At 33.1% G+C, this 16,653-nt stretch carries 16 protein-coding genes; 4 read left to right on the top strand and 12 right to left on the bottom strand.

Annotated elements, in window-relative coordinates; translation table 11 throughout:
- Positions 1-36: 36 nt before the first annotated feature.
- Both rpmE and rho read right to left on the bottom strand, forming a co-directional pair.
- Complete coding sequence (gene rpmE, locus ACZM4J_RS01115) at positions 37-237, bottom strand: 50S ribosomal protein L31 (RefSeq protein WP_022165814.1); 201 nt, start codon at positions 235-237, stop codon at positions 37-39.
- Positions 238-377: 140 nt separating this feature from the next.
- Positions 378-1,880, bottom strand: coding sequence for a transcription termination factor Rho (gene rho, locus ACZM4J_RS01120; RefSeq protein ID WP_022165813.1), 1,503 nt, complete (start codon positions 1,878-1,880; stop codon positions 378-380).
- Positions 1,881-2,151: 271 nt separating this feature from the next.
- Here rho and ACZM4J_RS01125 point away from each other — a divergent pair, with 271 nt between their 5' ends.
- Genes ACZM4J_RS01125 through dut form a run of 3 tightly spaced genes read left to right on the top strand, consistent with a single transcriptional unit; the run spans position 2,152 to position 4,323 of the window.
- Positions 2,152-3,300 carry an NAD(P)-dependent malic enzyme gene (locus tag ACZM4J_RS01125; RefSeq protein WP_022165812.1) on the top strand — a complete coding sequence of 383 codons (1,149 nt, stop codon included), beginning with the start codon at positions 2,152-2,154 and terminating at the stop codon, positions 3,298-3,300.
- 11 nt (positions 3,301-3,311) lie between these two features.
- Positions 3,312-3,839, top strand: coding sequence for an anaerobic ribonucleoside-triphosphate reductase activating protein (gene nrdG, locus ACZM4J_RS01130; protein WP_022165811.1), 528 nt, complete (start codon positions 3,312-3,314; stop codon positions 3,837-3,839).
- A gap of 52 nt (positions 3,840-3,891) precedes the next feature.
- Positions 3,892-4,323 (top strand): dUTP diphosphatase, encoded by a 432-nt coding sequence (gene dut, locus ACZM4J_RS01135; RefSeq protein WP_290988320.1) that lies wholly within the window; start codon positions 3,892-3,894, stop codon positions 4,321-4,323.
- A 145-nt stretch (positions 4,324-4,468) separates the two neighbouring features.
- On the opposite strand, the gene spoIIP is transcribed toward dut, so the two are convergent.
- Positions 4,469-5,638, bottom strand: coding sequence for a stage II sporulation protein P (gene spoIIP, locus ACZM4J_RS01140; protein WP_489485467.1), 1,170 nt, complete (start codon positions 5,636-5,638; stop codon positions 4,469-4,471).
- A 138-nt stretch (positions 5,639-5,776) separates the two neighbouring features.
- A complete protein-coding gene (gpr, locus tag ACZM4J_RS01145) occupies positions 5,777-6,673 on the bottom strand; it encodes a GPR endopeptidase (RefSeq protein ID WP_489485468.1) in 897 nt (298 codons plus the stop codon).
- 231 nt (positions 6,674-6,904) lie between these two features.
- Between gpr and rpsT the strand changes: the two genes are divergently transcribed.
- Positions 6,905-7,168: a 30S ribosomal protein S20 gene (gene rpsT / locus ACZM4J_RS01150; RefSeq protein ID WP_022164808.1), complete on the top strand. Its 264-nt coding sequence runs from the start codon at positions 6,905-6,907 to the stop codon at positions 7,166-7,168.
- Positions 7,169-7,310: 142 nt separating this feature from the next.
- Here the strand turns inward: rpsT and holA are convergent, their stop codons facing one another.
- The 8 genes from holA to ACZM4J_RS01190 form a co-directional block, all read right to left on the bottom strand.
- Positions 7,311-8,291 (bottom strand): DNA polymerase III subunit delta, encoded by a 981-nt coding sequence (gene holA / locus ACZM4J_RS01155; protein ID WP_022164807.1) that lies wholly within the window; start codon positions 8,289-8,291, stop codon positions 7,311-7,313.
- Positions 8,292-8,375: 84 nt separating this feature from the next.
- Complete coding sequence (locus tag ACZM4J_RS01160) at positions 8,376-10,940, bottom strand: DNA internalization-related competence protein ComEC/Rec2 (protein ID WP_489485469.1); 2,565 nt, start codon at positions 10,938-10,940, stop codon at positions 8,376-8,378.
- A 3-nt stretch (positions 10,941-10,943) separates the two neighbouring features.
- A complete protein-coding gene (locus ACZM4J_RS01165) occupies positions 10,944-11,858 on the bottom strand; it encodes a GerMN domain-containing protein (RefSeq protein ID WP_022164805.1) in 915 nt (304 codons plus the stop codon).
- Between the two features lie 10 nt (positions 11,859-11,868).
- The gene (locus tag ACZM4J_RS01170; RefSeq protein WP_022164804.1) at positions 11,869-13,332 is read right to left on the bottom strand and encodes a sensor histidine kinase; all 1,464 of its coding nucleotides are present in this window, start codon (positions 13,330-13,332) and stop codon (positions 11,869-11,871) included.
- A 4-nt stretch (positions 13,333-13,336) separates the two neighbouring features.
- Entirely contained in the window at positions 13,337-14,023 is a 687-nt protein-coding gene (locus ACZM4J_RS01175; RefSeq protein ID WP_022164803.1) for a response regulator transcription factor, read from the bottom strand.
- Positions 14,024-14,049: 26 nt separating this feature from the next.
- The gene (locus ACZM4J_RS01180) at positions 14,050-14,661 is read right to left on the bottom strand and encodes a helix-hairpin-helix domain-containing protein (protein WP_022164802.1); all 612 of its coding nucleotides are present in this window, start codon (positions 14,659-14,661) and stop codon (positions 14,050-14,052) included.
- Between the two features lie 97 nt (positions 14,662-14,758).
- The gene (locus ACZM4J_RS01185; protein WP_022164801.1) at positions 14,759-15,187 is read right to left on the bottom strand and encodes a DMT family transporter; all 429 of its coding nucleotides are present in this window, start codon (positions 15,185-15,187) and stop codon (positions 14,759-14,761) included.
- 138 nt (positions 15,188-15,325) lie between these two features.
- The gene (locus tag ACZM4J_RS01190; RefSeq protein ID WP_022164800.1) at positions 15,326-16,645 is read right to left on the bottom strand and encodes a sensor histidine kinase; all 1,320 of its coding nucleotides are present in this window, start codon (positions 16,643-16,645) and stop codon (positions 15,326-15,328) included.
- Positions 16,646-16,653: the final 8 nt, after the last annotated feature.

The raw sequence follows: 16,653 nt of genomic DNA on the forward strand, positions 1-16,653 counted from the left end.
GTTGAGAATTGCTTCTCAACCTGTTATCCTTAAAAATTATTTGATACCATATTTCTTGTTGAACTTATCAATTCTACCACGAGCTGAAATAGCTTTCTGCTGTCCTGTGTAGAATGGATGACATGCTGAACAAATTTCAACATGAAGCTCTGGTTTTGTTGAACCTGTTACGAATGTGTTACCACAGTTACATGTAACGGTTGCTTCCTGGTAATCTGGATGGATTCCTTCTCTCATTACATTCACCTCTTTGAATTATTTTTTATGCATATTGGCAACGCCAATCCGTTTTTACTCAATAGCCTAGCCATTATAACATAGCATTTCATAGTTTACAACCCTTTTAGCAAAAAGATTTCATTTTTTTATAAAAAACCTTATCTTCTGCTATGGCTTACTCGAATTTTGGCGATTTGCTTAATAAAGTCATCATTATTTTTGGTTCTGGCAAATAAATTTAGAATCTGCTCTACTGCATCTTCTTTTCTCATGCCGTTCATTTCTTTTCTTATTATATATGAAGCACCTAATTCGTCATTGCTTAACAATAAATCTTCACGTCTTGTTCCTGACTGTGCAATATCAATTGCAGGGAATATTCTCTTCTCTGATAATTTTCTGTCAAGTACAAGTTCCATGTTACCTGTTCCCTTAAATTCTTCATATACTACGTCATCCATTTTACTTCCTGTATTAACTAACGCAGTTGCAAGAATTGTAAGACTGCCACCTTCTCTCATATTTCTGGCTGCACCGAAAAATCTTTTTGGCATGTGAAGTGCTGCCGGATCCAAACCACCTGATAAAGTTCTTCCACTTGGTGGAACAGTCATGTTATAGGCTCTTGCAAGTCTTGTAATACTGTCTAAAAGAATAATTACATCTTTCCCATGTTCTACTAATCTTTTAGCTCTCTCTATTACCATTTCTGAAACTCTCTTGTGGTGTTCCGGTAATTCATCGAATGTTGAATAAATAACATCAACATTGTCACCTCTGATTGCTTCCTTAATATCTGTTACTTCTTCCGGACGTTCATCTATTAAAAGAATTATGATTTCCATTTCGGGATTATTTTTTAATACAGCTTTTGCTGTTTCTTTAAGTAATGTTGTTTTACCTGCCTTTGGTGGAGCAACTATCATTCCTCTTTGTCCTTTTCCAATAGGGCTTACCAAATCCACAACTCTCATTGCTGTACTGTGACCATCTGTTTCTAAGTGTAATCTTTCATTTGGAAAAATCGGTGTAAGATCTTCAAAATTAGGGCGGTTCATTACTTTATCTAGTGGTTCGTCATTAACCTTTTCTAAATAATATAAAGCACCGAATTTTTCATTTTCTCTTTTTTCTCTAACTCTACCTGTTACATAATCTCCTGTTTTAAGTCTGAATCTTTTAATCTGAGATGGTGCAACGTAAACGTCATCATCTCCCGGTAGAAAGTTATCACATCTTATAAAGCCGAATCCATCAGGCATAACTTCCAAAATACCTGTTCTCATTTTGCCTTGTTCATTTGGAATTTCATCTTTATGTTCTATCTGTTCCTCCTTTGACTTATGAACAACTCTTCTTCTAACTCTATGTTCTCCCGTACCATATTCTGCTGTAGGATGAGATTTTCCACTTTCTTTTTCTATATTCTTTTCATTATTATCGTCACTCTGTATTGCTTCACTGTTTGTGGCTGTTTCTGCTTCATTTTTTTCAACTGTTTCCGGTTCACTGCTTGAAGCTTCTTTTTCTTTTCTCTGTGTAACTTCTAAAATCATGTCAACTAACTGTTGTTTTCTTAATGTTGTAACAGATTTTATGCCATTTTCTTTTGCAATTTTTCTTAACTCTCCCACTGGTAATGATTGCAATTTTTCTCTCATTTTACTAATAATCTCCTTTCACAAACAGAGCCAAATTTTCTGTCCGTAGTAAATAAATTGATTTTCATATTGTAAATATAAAAAGTAATATTGATTTATAATTCACATGGGATTCACTAGGGGACTTCCCTAAAGACTTTTTAAATTCATTAGATACATATTCTAACACACACCACCAAAAAATCATAGTGTTAATTTTTAAATTATGGTATACTTATCTGAGTTGTGTAGTTTCATAACACGTAAAATTAAATATATATGGAGGTTTATCATGACAACTAATGAAAAAGCATTAAAATTGCATGAAGAATTAAATGGAAAATTAAGCACAGAAGCTAAATGTCACGTAAAAACCCGCGAAGATTTATCTTTAGCTTATACACCGGGTGTTGCAGAACCTTGCAGAAAAATCGCTGCAAACCCTGATGATGTTTACAAATATACATGGAAAGCAAACACTGTAGCTGTTGTATCTGACGGCAGCGCAGTTCTTGGTCTTGGAAATATTGGTCCTGAAGCAGCAATGCCTGTTATGGAAGGAAAAGCTGTTTTATTTAAGGAATTTGGTGGTGTAAATGCCGTTCCTATTTGCCTTGACACACAGGATCCTGATGAAATTGTCCACACAGTCGCAAGAATTGCTCCCGGCTTTGGTGGCATTAACTTAGAAGACATTTCAGCTCCAAGATGTTTTGAAATAGAAAGCAAACTTAAGGAAAAACTTGATATACCTGTTTTCCACGATGATCAGCATGGTACTGCTATTGTTGTTTTAGCAGGAATTATTAATGCTCTTAAGGTTGTTGGAAAAGAAAAGGAAAACTGCAAGGTTGTAATTAATGGCGACGGTTCTGCAGGAATTGCAATTTGCAAACTTCTTTTAACTTACGGTTTTAAGGATGTTACTATCTGTGGATTATATGGCATTCTTTCAAAAGATATTGAAGATTTAAACTGGGCTCAGAAAGAAATGGCAGAAGTTACTAACCTTTCAGGCCAAAACGGAAAACTTGCAGACGCTTTAGTTGGTGCAGATATTTTCATTGGTGTTTCTGCTCCAAACATAGTCTCAGCAGAAATGGTTAAAACAATGAATAAGGACGCCATTATTTTTGCAATGGCTAACCCTGTTCCTGAAATTATGCCTGATGTAGCAAAGGCTGCAGGTGCAAGAGTTGTTGGAACTGGTCGTTCTGACTTCCCTAACCAGGTAAACAATGTTGTAGCATTCCCTGGAATTTTCAAGGGTGCTTTAGAAGGTCGTGCAAAGCAGATTACAGAAGAAATGAAATTAGCTGCTGCTCTTGCAATTGCATCACTTGTTCCTGATGATGAATTAAATGATGAAAATATTTTACCTGAAGCATTTAATCCTGATGTTGCAGATGTTGTAAGTAAAGCTGTTAGAGACAATATTTAAGGAGTGATTTTTTGAATTACGCTGAATTAAAAACATATGATATTGCAAATGGACCGGGAATCAGACTTTCCCTTTTTGTCAGCGGATGCAATCATAGATGTCCCGGTTGCTTTAATGAACAGGCTTGGGATTTTAATTACGGGAAAGAGTTTACACAGGAAACTATTGATTACATTATTGACACTTTAAGTTTTGGTGCTTATGCCGGCGTTACTTTTCTTGGTGGCGAACCATTGGAAATTGAAAACCAGCGTGGTCTTTTACCATTGGCACGCAAAATAAAAGAAGTCTATCCCAACAAAACCATCTGGTGTTTTACAGGTTATGTTTTTGAAAAGGATATTATGGAAAACATGTATGTTAAGTATCCTGAAACAAGAGAGTTGTTATCTTATATAGATGTTTTAGTTGACGGGCCTTACATTGAAGCCTTACGAAACATTTCTCTTACATTTAGAGGCTCAGAGAATCAGAGATTAATTAAAATTCCTGAAACTCTAAAAGAGAAGAAAATTGTCTTGTGGGAAAAGCAACTGTAGTTTTGCAATATTGTTAAAAAAATTATTTTACATTTAATAGACGAGGTATTTTATGAACATAAAAAAATTAAAGGAAAACGCTGTAATACCAACATACGGTTCTGAATACGCAGCAGGTGCAGATTTATATGCTGCTATTGATAATCCTGTTACAATTGCTCCCGGAGCAACTGAATTCATTGGCACAGGACTCGCAATGGAAATTCCTATGGGCTATGCAGGTTTCGTATATGCCAGAAGCGGTCTTTCATGTAAAGAAGGACTTGCCCCTGCAAATAAAGTCGGAGTTGTTGATGCTGACTACAGAGGTGAAATCACTGTCGCACTATACAATCACTCTAACGAGGCTAAAACTGTTGAACCTGGTGACAGAATTGCCCAGATGGTAATTGCTCCATTTTTAAAAGTTGACTTTACAGAAGTTGGGGAACTCTCAAAAACAGTTCGTGGAGTTGGCGGATTTGGTTCTACAGGAAACAAATAACAGTTGATTAATGATTATTTGATTATTAACTATTTATAATCAAATCAACTATTTATTAATTAATAATAATAAATAACTTATAAATCAATATATAATATGGATTTTATAATGTTTTTAAGGATAGTAACTTTTTTAGTTATTATCCTTATTTTTTTCCCATGACGATATTTATTAACCAGGCTAACGGTTCTGCTGCGTTCTTTGCCTCCTGATATGTATTAGTTTGTGCACCCACTTCTATAAGCATGGATTGTTTGCACAAATCTAAATTGTATTTATATGCATTTACATAATTATGCCTTGCAAAACCCGGATAATAACATTCCGCGTTAAGTTTCATTTGAAATGCTAAAGCTAAATTTTCATATAAATAAGGATTGTATAAATATCCTATATCTCCTGTTGTCTTAAATCTTGACATTCCATTAAAAAACATAACCTGTGCTGTAGACTTACCATTTATTTCGGTTACAAGTTTTGTCCCTGTATTTACACCATCTCTATGAACATCTAAAATCAAACTTATAGACGGATATTTTTTTAGAATTTTTCTTACGCCTACTCTTGACTGGTCATAAGCTTCATTTCTGTCCAGTCTTCCATTTACAATGTCATAATAAGTTTTGTCGTGGATTACATTATAACCAAACTGCTCCTTTAGGATTTTGCAAAGTCTGTCACCTACTCCGATTATTGTAGTGTCATCATTTCCGTTGCTATTTACAAACTCCTCCCTTGAATGAGTATGATATATTAGAATCTGGGGCTTTTTATTATTTCCCTTTATTTTGAATTTTTCATTAATGGCTGATTTTAAAGGCATATCCGCTTCTTTAAATGTTGTGGCAGACGTTACAATATAATACTTGCTAAGAATGTTGTTGAAACTTCCAATATTGCTTGCCGTATAAACTTTTCCATTAATTCTTGGCTTTGGTACAATTATTTTTGTGGCTGTTTTAACAACTTTATCTTTTTTGTTTTTCTTTGTTGTTTTTTTTGTCTTATCTATATTTTTCTTTGTTGTGGGATTTTCTTTTGTTTCCGTGCTTTTCGCATTTTCATACACCAGATTAATTACTTGTTTGTAACCTGGATCATCAATATTATAAGTGTACTCACTTTTTGCAATATACTCAGAAACTATTTCGTTAAGGACTTTTTTCTTTGCTGCTGTTGATAAAGATTTGTGATTTTCAACATATAACACATATTGTTTCATTACATCACCATTTTCCACAAGTTCCTTGGCAATTATGTCCGATGCATCGTTTATAACATTGCCTGTCTGGTCTTTTATATCCTCTTTAGTCATTATGCTTACGCACCTTACTCCAATATATACACATAATATTACGATTATTATTTTCATGAGATTTTGAAAAAAAGTACCTTTACACATATTTCCCCCACCTTTGTCCCACTTATATAATATATGTGGAAAAACTTTAGGTTATGACAACACTTCCCTGCAAAAATCATTAATGCCATGTGCAATTATTTTACTTAAGTTGTCAACAATTTCATCTACATCTTTTGGTGTCACAAACAAGTCCTCTGTTTCTTCTGACAGTAGTTCCTCAAACAATTGATATTTTTCCTGTGGTGTGTAGTCTTTAAAAGCATTTCCAATGGGATTGTTTTCTATTTTTGAAAGTATTCTTATTAAATTTTCCATTGTGTCATTTACAATTGTGGCACCACTTACAACCATTGGCACGCCTATGGCTATTACTTTTTTTCCAAGACTTTCTTCGTTTAGACCTTTTCTGTGATTTCCGATTCCTGAGCCTGGGGTAATACCTGTGTTTGTTATTTGAATTGTTGTTGTAATTCTTCTAACGTTTCTTGCTGCTAAAGAATCTATTGCAATAATTAAATCTGGATCAATTTGGGACACCACACCTTTTATAATGTCGTAAGTTTCCATGCCTGTTTGTGATAAAACCCCCGGTGCCATACAATATATGTTCTTAGTGCATATTATATCCCTTGCAGTTTTGGGACCTAATGCATCAGGGGTCGCCATTGAATTTCCAAGACCTACTATAAGGATTGATTTGATATTTTCTTTTGATGTAATCTCTTTTAAATAATTGCATAAAAACTTTCCCAGCTCTCTTCTATGGGCTTCTTTAGAATATCTGATTTTGGTAGATTCCATTGTAATATAGCTTCCAATTGGTTTGCCCATGGTTTCTTTTCCTTTTTCATTAACAATTTTTACAACTGTGGTCAGCATGTTTACGCTATTTTCTTTTTTCTGATAACTTTCAACTCCTTCTATTTGAATATCCCTGTTAAATTTTTCTCTTTCTTCCAGCGCTAAATCTGTATAAATATTTTTCATGGTTAATCTCCTTTTTGCTTTGCCTTTTTTGTTCTGTCATTTGTTATTTTATTTTTATTCTGTTTTTATCTACAAATAGTATTGACAACATTGTGCTTTTTTACTAGAATAAATCTTGATGTCTGTATCTAGTCCGCATATTCCAAAGGATACAGACTATGAAACTGATTTCCAATCTCTCTCAACGGAAATCAAATTTTATAATTTTTATTTATCGCGGAGGTAAGAAAAATGGCTAACATTAAGTCAGCAAAGAAAAGAATTTTAGTTAATCAGACAAAGTACGAAAGAAACAAAGGCGTTAAGTCAGCAGTTAAGACTTCAATTAAGAAGGTTGAAGCAGCAGTAGCAGCTAACGATAAGGCAGCAGCTGAAGCAGCTTTAAAGGCAGCTACAAAGGCTATTACAATGGCTGGTTCAAAGGGTATCTACCACAAGAACAACGTAGCTAGAAAAGTTTCTAGATTAACAAAATTAGTAAACACAATTGCTTAATTTTAAGCAAACAAAATAAAACGTCGGTTTTTAACCGGCGTTTTATTTTGCTTATTTTTATCTTTTGTTTATCTCTTTTTAGTTCTTCTATTTTATTCTTTTTGTTTTATTCTTTCTATTTTTTTATTTATTTTCTCTTATTTTAATTCTTTCTACTGTATTTAACTAAGAGCATTTCCACTCCTATATTTTCATCCATTATGCCTTTTTTTATATTCTCTTCTGTTGCAACGCAATCTGCTAATGCCAGCTTTAATTCATTTACAGAAAAGTTTCTGCTTTGATTAATGCTTTTGTTTGCAATAAATCCCTGCACACCCATTACAGATGCTATTGCATTTCTATCCATGCCTCTTGCTGATAAATCTTTTGCCTGAAGGATTAAGTTAAACTGTCTTGAAACCATAAACAATATTCTCATTGGTGGTTCTTTTTCTGCTACTAACTCATAATAACAGTCCAAAGTTTTCTTTTGATTCTTTACGGAAATTGCATCCACCATGTCAAATATTCTAACATTCAACTGTTTAATACACACCGCATCTATATCTTCTTTGGATATAACGTCCTTGTCTAAATCATAACTAATAAGCTTCTCGATTTCTCTGGAAAGAACTTCCATGTCCGTTCCAACATTACCTATTAAATACGACATGTTAGCATTAGTTATTTTCTTACCGTCATGTGCAAATATTCTTGCAGCCCACATACTTAAGTCTTTTTCCGTCTGTCTGTTAATCTCGCAAATATAACCATTAGCCTTAACAGCCTTGTACATCTTGCTTCTTTTGTCCACATCCTGTTCTACAAACAAAAAAACCGTACTTTCAGGGATTTTTGACATATACTCTGCTAATTGTTCTCCACCGCTTTTAAAAAGCCCTGTTGACTCCATAACTATTAATCTGTGTTCTGCAAAAAAAGGAAATGTTTCAGCATTATCTATTACTTCATTAACATCGAAGTTTTTTCCTTCATATAAAGCCAGATTCATGGTATCGTCACCTGCAATTGCCTTAATCATCTGATTCTTATAATTAAGCTTTAGGTATTCCTCTTCACCACAAATTAAATATGCATTTTTAAAATTTCCTGATTTTATATCTTCTGATAATGTTTTCACTTTTCTGCCTTTCCATAATTGTATCTTTTTCTTACATTGTTCATAATTTTAACATACATTAAATTGATGAACAAGTAACCACTCTTACTTATCTGTATTTTTTATGTTTTCTATTATACTAATCTCCTTGCCATCACTTATTATATCCACTTCTCCTGAATAGTCTGTTCTAAATATTTTGGAAGTCACCTGCTCCAATCTATCTAAAGTTTCCTGTGTGGGATGCCCGTACATATTGTTTTTTCCTACGGAAATAAATGAATAAGTTGGCTTTATTTTCTCAAGCCACCTGTCTGTTGTAGAATATTTTGAACCATGGTGAGCTACCTTTAAGGCAACACATTCCCTTATATTATTAACCACTAACTTGTCCTCCAGTATTTTTTCTTCGATTTCACCGGATATGTCCCCTGTGAAAACCATTGAAAACTGATGGTACTCCAATCTCAAAACCGTTGAATAATCATTTCGGTCATCATTTATGTATTCCGTTCCGGGACTTAAACAGGTAAATTTCACATTACCTATTTTCAGGCTATTCCCTTTTGTAATGTAAAGTACATTTATTTTATTGTTTTCTGCACTGTTTACAACTGACATGTATTTTTTATCCTTTAAATATATGTCAGGCAATATGATATTTTTAATCTTTAGTTTTTTGATACTACTGTTTAAAAGCTCATTTATACCGTTAACATGGTCTTCATCACAATGTGTAACTACCACATAATCTATTGTTCCATGTCCCCTTGACTGAATAGTTGGTACAATTCTGTTCTTTGCCACATTTTTTACTGTGGTGCTTCCACCGTCTATTAGCATTGTTGTGTTGTTAGGCATTCTTAAAAATATCCCATCACCCTGTCCCACATCAAGCATTGATATATTTAGTTTTTTACTATTCACAATGTTATTTTTTACAGGATAATAACCATAAATCACAACTTGGAATAAAACAATTTGCAAAAGGAAAACGCTGTATAATTGTAACTCTTTTACTCTTCTATTTCTCTCTATATTTAATTTTTCAATCATTGTTATCCCGCCTAAAGGAACAGTTTTCCGTAATACTTTTTCTTCCCTTTCAAATTGTTTTCTTCTTTTTTCTAACCAACACACTCCTATTAGAAATAATATATAAATACACACTATCAGCCATACTTCAGGCTTTCCCACAGTTATATTTGAAAAGGGTACATCAGCCATTAAATCACATAATTTCTCATAAAATTCTAAAACCAACGCTCCCGGCATTATACCTACTACTCCTAACGTTGTTGTTATTAAAGACAACATAATTCCAACAATTCCTGATATAACAACAATATTCATTAGCGGAATAATTATAAGATTAAGCAAGAACCCGTAGGTTGGCAATGAATAATAATTATATGCTACTATAGGACTCATAAATATTGACACTACTGCACTAAACATTAAGGAGCTTTCACATTTGTACTTTGCTTTTTTTAATTTATTTATTCTTCTATCTTTTTTAGATATAACGTTATCGTTCTCTTTGTTTTTGTCTAAATTTCTAATTTTTTCTTTAAACTGAAAAACATACTCTATTTTTTTCCATACTATTATTATGGAAAAAATTGCTGCAAAGGACATCTGAAAGCCCGAATTGTAAATAATAAAAGGATTGTTGATAAGTAACAATATTCCTGCAAGGGACATAGACGTAAGACCATCATAATTTCTTCCTATGGCATCACCTATTAATCTTAACGCAAACATAACCATTGCCCTAATTGTTGCCACAGCCATGCCTGACAGAAAGCCAAATAAAAATACCACTATTATTGAAAAAAATGCTGATACAAAAAACTTAAATTTCCTTCTAAGGCTATTGTAAATAAATATGCCAATGATGCTTATATGCAGCCCACTAATAGCAAGCACATGAGCAATTCCCGAAAAAGCGTACAAGTCTTTTATTTCAGTATCCAGATTATTTTTATCGCCTAACAGTATTGCCTCATACATGGAATTTTTATTTTTTAATATTTCCAAATTCCATTTATTTTTATTGCATATATCATCAAGTCTTTTTTCAATAAAGCTTTTTAACTGGCGTATATTTTCTTTAAAAATGTTGACTCTTTTATCGATTACAACAATCTTATTAGCACTAAGCTTCCCGTATATACCAAGACTTTCGTAATATTTCCTGCTGTCAAAATTGCCCTGATTACGTGCATTTTCAAATTGTTCAAAATCTCCCCGCACTTCTATTACATTGCCTATTTTTATTTTAGAAACATCCTCTGCATATACAATTATATTTTCATTTTTTCCAGCGTCAAATTTGGATTTCCTTAAATAAATTCCGTACCCCATTTTCGTTTCTGTTATTTTTGCAACTGTCCCACTTACTTTAACATTACCGTCTTCTATGGAATATATTTCATCTCTGGTAGCCTGTTCTGATTTGGTAATAACCAAACCCATAACCAAAAACAAAAAAATCACCACTAAAAAACTTACCTGTTGTTTAGTGATGATTGTATAACCTACTATAAATACAATGGAAATAATTATAATCCCAATCCTTATTCCACTATATAAATTAGTTTCAGCAATAAACTCTCCAAATACAAAAGCCAAAAATGATATAAAAATTGGTCGTTTAATGCTTTTCACCTTCTATTTAATTAAATCTAAATTTCTGATAAATGGCTGCTCTAAAGAAATTTCCTCATTGTACTTAATTGAAGTTTCACCTCTAACACTTATCTGAACCTTATGAACTTTATCAAGTTCCGATAGTGAATTAACAATAGAATAAATAACAACTTTAGGTGCCACCTGATTTCGTTCTGTTAAGAAATTACTGTCAAAGTCTACATAACAGATACTGTTCGCTGTAACAACGCTTAATATCTTAATTTGGGAAGACAAAGTTCCTACAAATCCTTTTCTGGAAGGACCTTTAATCAACTGTTCAACAATGTATCTTTCCTTTGTTTTATTTCCATATTTAACATTTTTTAATTTATATTCTTTTAATGCTGTCCCTTTTTCATTAGAAAAATATAAAATAAAATCCTGTTTATCCTGCTTATTGTTTCCTAAATCTGATACAAAATCAGAAGCATTCATTGCATTTAAATACTTTCCGTCTTTTCCTGTACATGGTTTTCCTTCTACAGTAAATGCAACGTACTCAACTGACTTTAACTGTATAAGACTTAAAACAACAGAAGACCTAAGCAGCAGTTCTCTTTTAGAACTTAAGTCATAATATTTCTTACTAAAATCTATTTTCACTACTCCGTCTAAAAAGTCATAGCCGTTTACCTTTACACTTTTTGGTATTGCACTTTTATAATTCTGCTCTTTTCCCTGAGTAGTTAAGCAATCAAGTATTTCACCAATACTTTGAATTGTACTTTTATTTTTCAGGTTATGTTGTTCAGTTACAACTGTATTTTCACTTTTTGAAACGTAGTAAACCGACAAACCTGATTTTTTCTTTTCTTCATTATTGCCACAGGCAACAAACAAAGATGCAACCATACTTAACATTATGGCAATAATTAAAATTCTTGTAGTTTTCATTTTTACACCCTTATACAATATATTTAAGCGGAATTCTTACAATAAATGTTGTTCCCTCTCCTTCTTTACTATGAATCTTAATTGATCCATGATGCTTGAGAACAATATCTTTTGTAATAGCCAAACCTAAACCTGTTCCACCGGTCTCTCTGGCTCTTGCCTTATCCACTCTAAAGAATCTTTCAAATACTCTTTCCTGATCTTCCTCTGCAATACCAATACCTGTATCAATTACCTTTAGGTAAAAATACTGATGGTCTGAATTAAGTGAAACTGTAACCGTCCCATCCGTATTGTTATATTTTATTGCATTTTCAACTAAGTTAGTTGCAACACTTGCAAATTTTATCTCATCTACATCGGCAATAACTGGTCTGAAACTTTCAAATACAAGCTCGATGTTTTTATTTTCAGCAATAGGTTTTAGTCGTTTTAATACAGTCTCTAATATTTCATTGATATTTACAGTTGAAATATTAAGTTCTACATCCGGCTTTTCCATTTTAACCAAACTTAACAAATCGGTTATAATGTCATTTTCCCTGTCAATTTCCTTACAAATATCACCTAAAAATTCCTGATATAATTCTTCAGGCATCCCCTGATTTCCAATTAAGGATTCTGCCAACACCTTCATTGATGTAATCGGTGTCTTTAACTCATGGGAAACATTTGAAACAAATTCCTGTCTTGTTTTATTTTGTGCTTTCATTCTATCTACATAATGAGAGAAATCTTCTGTTATTTTCGTTATTTCAGGATATTTACTCTTATTTTCATCATGTGTATGACCATGTGTAATTCTCTTAATTGAACCGTACATTTCCTTAATCGGTCTGTTAAACGCTACCGAACAAATCCATGCCATAATAAGTGCAAAAACAGCAACTAACGAATCTGCAATTGCTGCAAATCTGTCAACTGTTTTTCTATAGCTTTGTACATCCTCCATAGAATATCTAATATACAAAACACCTATAATGCTTGACTTGTTATTAACTATATTACTTGAAACATTAACGCTTATAATCAAAGGCTGGGCAAATTCAACATATTTACCTTTTTTGCTGTTAATAAATATGCTTTTTCCCTCCATTGCCTTGATTACATTCTCAGCAACACTTGTTTTTCCAACTGCACTGTTGTCTGTATCTTCAACAATAACATACTGGCTGTTAATAATCTGTACTCTACAGTTATGTTCTCCTGCAAGCTGCGCTATTTGAGTTTCTATAACCTTCGACTGGTTATTTTTTTCTAAATAACCCTCACTTACTATGCTGTTTTTTAGCATGGAGTTATTGATTTTAAATCGTTCTATCTTCTTGTCACTGTAAGCGTCTACCGATAAATTTACCAATACAATACTAACAATTATTGTTGGTATCATTATTAGTAAAGACACCGATATAAATATCTTAAATCTTAAGCTTCTTAATAAATTAATTATTTTTTTTAACCACTGTTTTTCCATTGTTCTATCCCTGGAAGTAATAACCCATGCCCCACTTTGTATGAACATACTCTGGTTTTGCAGGGTTTTCTTCTATTTTTTCTCTTAATCTTCTTACATTAACATCTACAGTTCTCGCATCTCCCGGATACTTTGTCCCCCAAATTAAAGTAAGCAACTGTTCTCTTGAATAAATTTTACCGGGATTTTCAGCTAAAAGTTTTAAAATATCAAACTCTTTTACAGTAAGTCTTATTTCCTTTTCATCTATGTACAGACGTTTTGCATCTATGTCTAATCTCATGCTACCTGACACAATTACTTTTGGTTCTTCCTGTACTGCAGGAGTTTTTCTACGGTTACGTCTTATAATCGCCTTAATTCTTGCCTTCACTTCAAGAATGTTAAAAGGCTTAGTGATATAATCATCTGCTCCATATTCAAGTCCTAAAATCTTATCCATATCCTCGCCTTTTGCTGTAAGCATAATTATTGGAACATCTGAAAATTCCCTAACCTGCTGACATACCTGATACCCGTCAAATACAGGTAACATTAGATCTAAAAGCATAATGTCATATTCTTTATCTCTTGCCTTATCTATGGCTTCCTGTCCGTCATAAGCACAATCCACTTCATATCCGTCCTGCTCAAGACTAAATTTCAGTCCTTTAACAATTAACTTTTCATCATCTACCACTAAAGCCTTCATTTTATTTCTCTCCTACTATCTATATCCTATACGGTAATTAAATCTTCAATATTGGAATAGGTTGAGTCGCCTATACCTGATACATTTTTAATGTCTTCTTTTGAAGAAAAATTACCATTCTCTTCTCTATATTCTATAATTGCTGCCGCCTTTGAGTTTCCAATTCCCGGCAACTTGGTTAATTCACTTTCGCTCGCCGTATTTATGTTAATCAGACTGCTATTTGTATCCTGATTTTCGCTTAAACTATCATTAGTTTCACCAGATATGCTTTTCTTTGAAAGACTCTTTTTGTATTCTTTCTTAGACATTACATAAATATTTTGAGCATCTACAACTGTCTCTGCTAAATTAATGTTGTTTTTCTTAGCATTCTTCGTTAAACCGCCGGCTTTCTTAATTGCCTTATAAGCTCTGTCACCATTCTTCAATTTATACACACCCGGATACTTAACCTGTCCGTTAACATATACGTATATATTATCATTTTTTGTTTCCTTTTTTTTGCTACCTGATTCTAACACACTTTCGTTAGAACTTTCACCGGATAATTGCACCGAATTATCCTTTCCACAGCCAACAAAAAAAGAACATGTTGCAAGTACAACTGTTATCATAATAATTATTTTATTTGCCATTCATTCTCCTTTCGGAGCTTCCCTATGAACGCTATTCTAATTGTACAAAAATAAACAATACTTATCAACTGACTTTTTTAACAATTTTAAAATTGAATTACCTGTGAAAAATAAAAATTCCCACAATTGCAACTAAGGCACCAACCAATTTGCTCCACTGGAAAGGTGCTTTGTCTACGCCAAACAGACCGAACAGCTCAATTAAATATGCAACAATTATCTGAGAGATGACAATAATAAGCACAGCCTTAGCCGGACCTAGATTGTTCATGCTTTTTATAACTGTCATTGTTATAAAAGCACCTATAACGCCTCCTAAAAGCATGTACTTATTTTCAACATGAAACATCCCCATTATATTTTGTTTTCCTGTAACAAACCATGCAATTACGCAAACTAAAAAAGCAGTTAGCTGAACCCACGAATTCGCTGCCCACATACTGCTGCTTTTTGTTATTCCCGTATTAAAAACCCCTTGTATACTCATTAACGCACCTGATATTAATGCAATAATAAATCCCCACATAACTTCCTCCTAAAAAACTTTTTCTTTAGGATTTCCAAATATGTAACTTTTATGCAATTTAAGAAATCTTCTTCAAAGACCATGGGACCTATTCTTAACGCAATGCAGGAATGGGGCGACATCACTTTTTCTTTTCAGTTAAAAAATCACAGAAATTGTAGTTCCTTCATTTACATAACTTTCTATTTTTATTTCTGCGTTGTGTTGTTCTGCTATATGTTTTACTATTGCAAGTCCAAGACCTGTACCACCTGTTTTCTTTGACCTTGCCTTGTCAACACGATAAAATCTTTCAAATATGTGCTGTTGCTCTTTTTCAGGTATACCAATACCGTTATCCCTAACCTGAAGAATAATGTTGTCTTTCTCTCTGAATACTGATACCCAAACATTTCCTTCCGGCTTGTTGTATCTAATAGCATTATCACAAAGATTATAAATAATTTCCTGTATCATATCCTGATTTGCATCAATTACACAGCCATCTTCACACTTATCCAATGAAATATTAACATTATGCTTTTCTGCATTCATTTGAAGTATTTCCACACAATTAACCGCTTCATCTGTAAGACTTACTTTAGTTTTTGACATTTGACCATTCATAACATCAAGTTCTGAAAGTTCAATAATATCATTAATCAAAGACAACAGTCTTAATGAGCTCTTATGAATTTCACCGGCAAATCTACATATATCCTCTTCCTTTGCCATACCTGTTTCAATCAACTCTGCGTAGCCTGAAATTGATGCCAAAGGTGTTTTTAATTCATGAGAAACGTTTGCCGTAAAATCCTGTCTCATATTAGCACTCTTTTTCAAGGCTTTATGCTGACTGTGTATCTTATTTAAAAACGGCTTAATTTCCTCGTAAGTTTCTGTTACTTCTTCCTCATCCATATTTTGAGCAAGCTGTTCTATGGGTTCTACCAATCTCTTTGCAAGAAGCTTTGATACGATAAAACAGATTATTGCTACCAATAGAAGTTCCATTATTAATATTGGTAAAATCTTAAAAATAAACTGCCAGACACTTACTACTTCTTTTGCCACACGAAGAATCTGACCATTCTCCAGCTTCTCGGCATAGTAGTAGGTTGTCTTGTCTAAGGTATCAGACTTTCTTGTTGCCTCACCATGTCCATGCTCTAATGCCTCTTTAATTTCAGGTCGGTTTACATGGTTATCCATAGTTCCAATATCTGCATTACTGTCGTATAAAACGTCGCCCTTTGTATCAATAACCGTTATTCTTAAATTATCAATCTTGGGATCAAAATCTTTTTCAACATACTGCAGAACAGCTTCTGTTGTATTAAGAATATGGACGTGTGTTTTCAAATCTTCCATAACCTGTTCACTAAACAAATTATAAAAGGTAAACACTGTAACACTCATTGTAAAAAGCATCATTATTACTGATACTAATGTCATTCTAATATAGATTTTTCTTTTCATCTTATCCT

It is taken from the genome of Eubacterium sp., from assembly GCF_057858645.1.

Coding starts and splice junctions, on each gene's coding strand:
- rpmE (WP_022165814.1), bottom strand. CDS start 237: ATGAGAGAAGGAATCCATCCAGATTACCAGGAAGCAACCGTTACATGT.
- rho (WP_022165813.1), bottom strand. CDS start 1,880: ATGAGAGAAAAATTGCAATCATTACCAGTGGGAGAGTTAAGAAAAATT.
- ACZM4J_RS01125 (WP_022165812.1), top strand. CDS start 2,152: ATGACAACTAATGAAAAAGCATTAAAATTGCATGAAGAATTAAATGGA.
- dut (WP_290988320.1), top strand. CDS start 3,892: ATGAACATAAAAAAATTAAAGGAAAACGCTGTAATACCAACATACGGT.
- spoIIP (WP_489485467.1), bottom strand. CDS start 5,638: ATGACTAAAGAGGATATAAAAGACCAGACAGGCAATGTTATAAACGAT.
- gpr (WP_489485468.1), bottom strand. CDS start 6,673: ATGAAAAATATTTATACAGATTTAGCGCTGGAAGAAAGAGAAAAATTT.
- rpsT (WP_022164808.1), top strand. CDS start 6,905: ATGGCTAACATTAAGTCAGCAAAGAAAAGAATTTTAGTTAATCAGACA.
- ACZM4J_RS01165 (WP_022164805.1), bottom strand. CDS start 11,858: ATGAAAACTACAAGAATTTTAATTATTGCCATAATGTTAAGTATGGTT.
- ACZM4J_RS01170 (WP_022164804.1), bottom strand. CDS start 13,332: ATGGAAAAACAGTGGTTAAAAAAAATAATTAATTTATTAAGAAGCTTA.
- ACZM4J_RS01175 (WP_022164803.1), bottom strand. CDS start 14,023: ATGAAGGCTTTAGTGGTAGATGATGAAAAGTTAATTGTTAAAGGACTG.
- ACZM4J_RS01180 (WP_022164802.1), bottom strand. CDS start 14,661: ATGGCAAATAAAATAATTATTATGATAACAGTTGTACTTGCAACATGT.
- ACZM4J_RS01185 (WP_022164801.1), bottom strand. CDS start 15,187: ATGTGGGGATTTATTATTGCATTAATATCAGGTGCGTTAATGAGTATA.
- ACZM4J_RS01190 (WP_022164800.1), bottom strand. CDS start 16,645: ATGAAAAGAAAAATCTATATTAGAATGACATTAGTATCAGTAATAATG.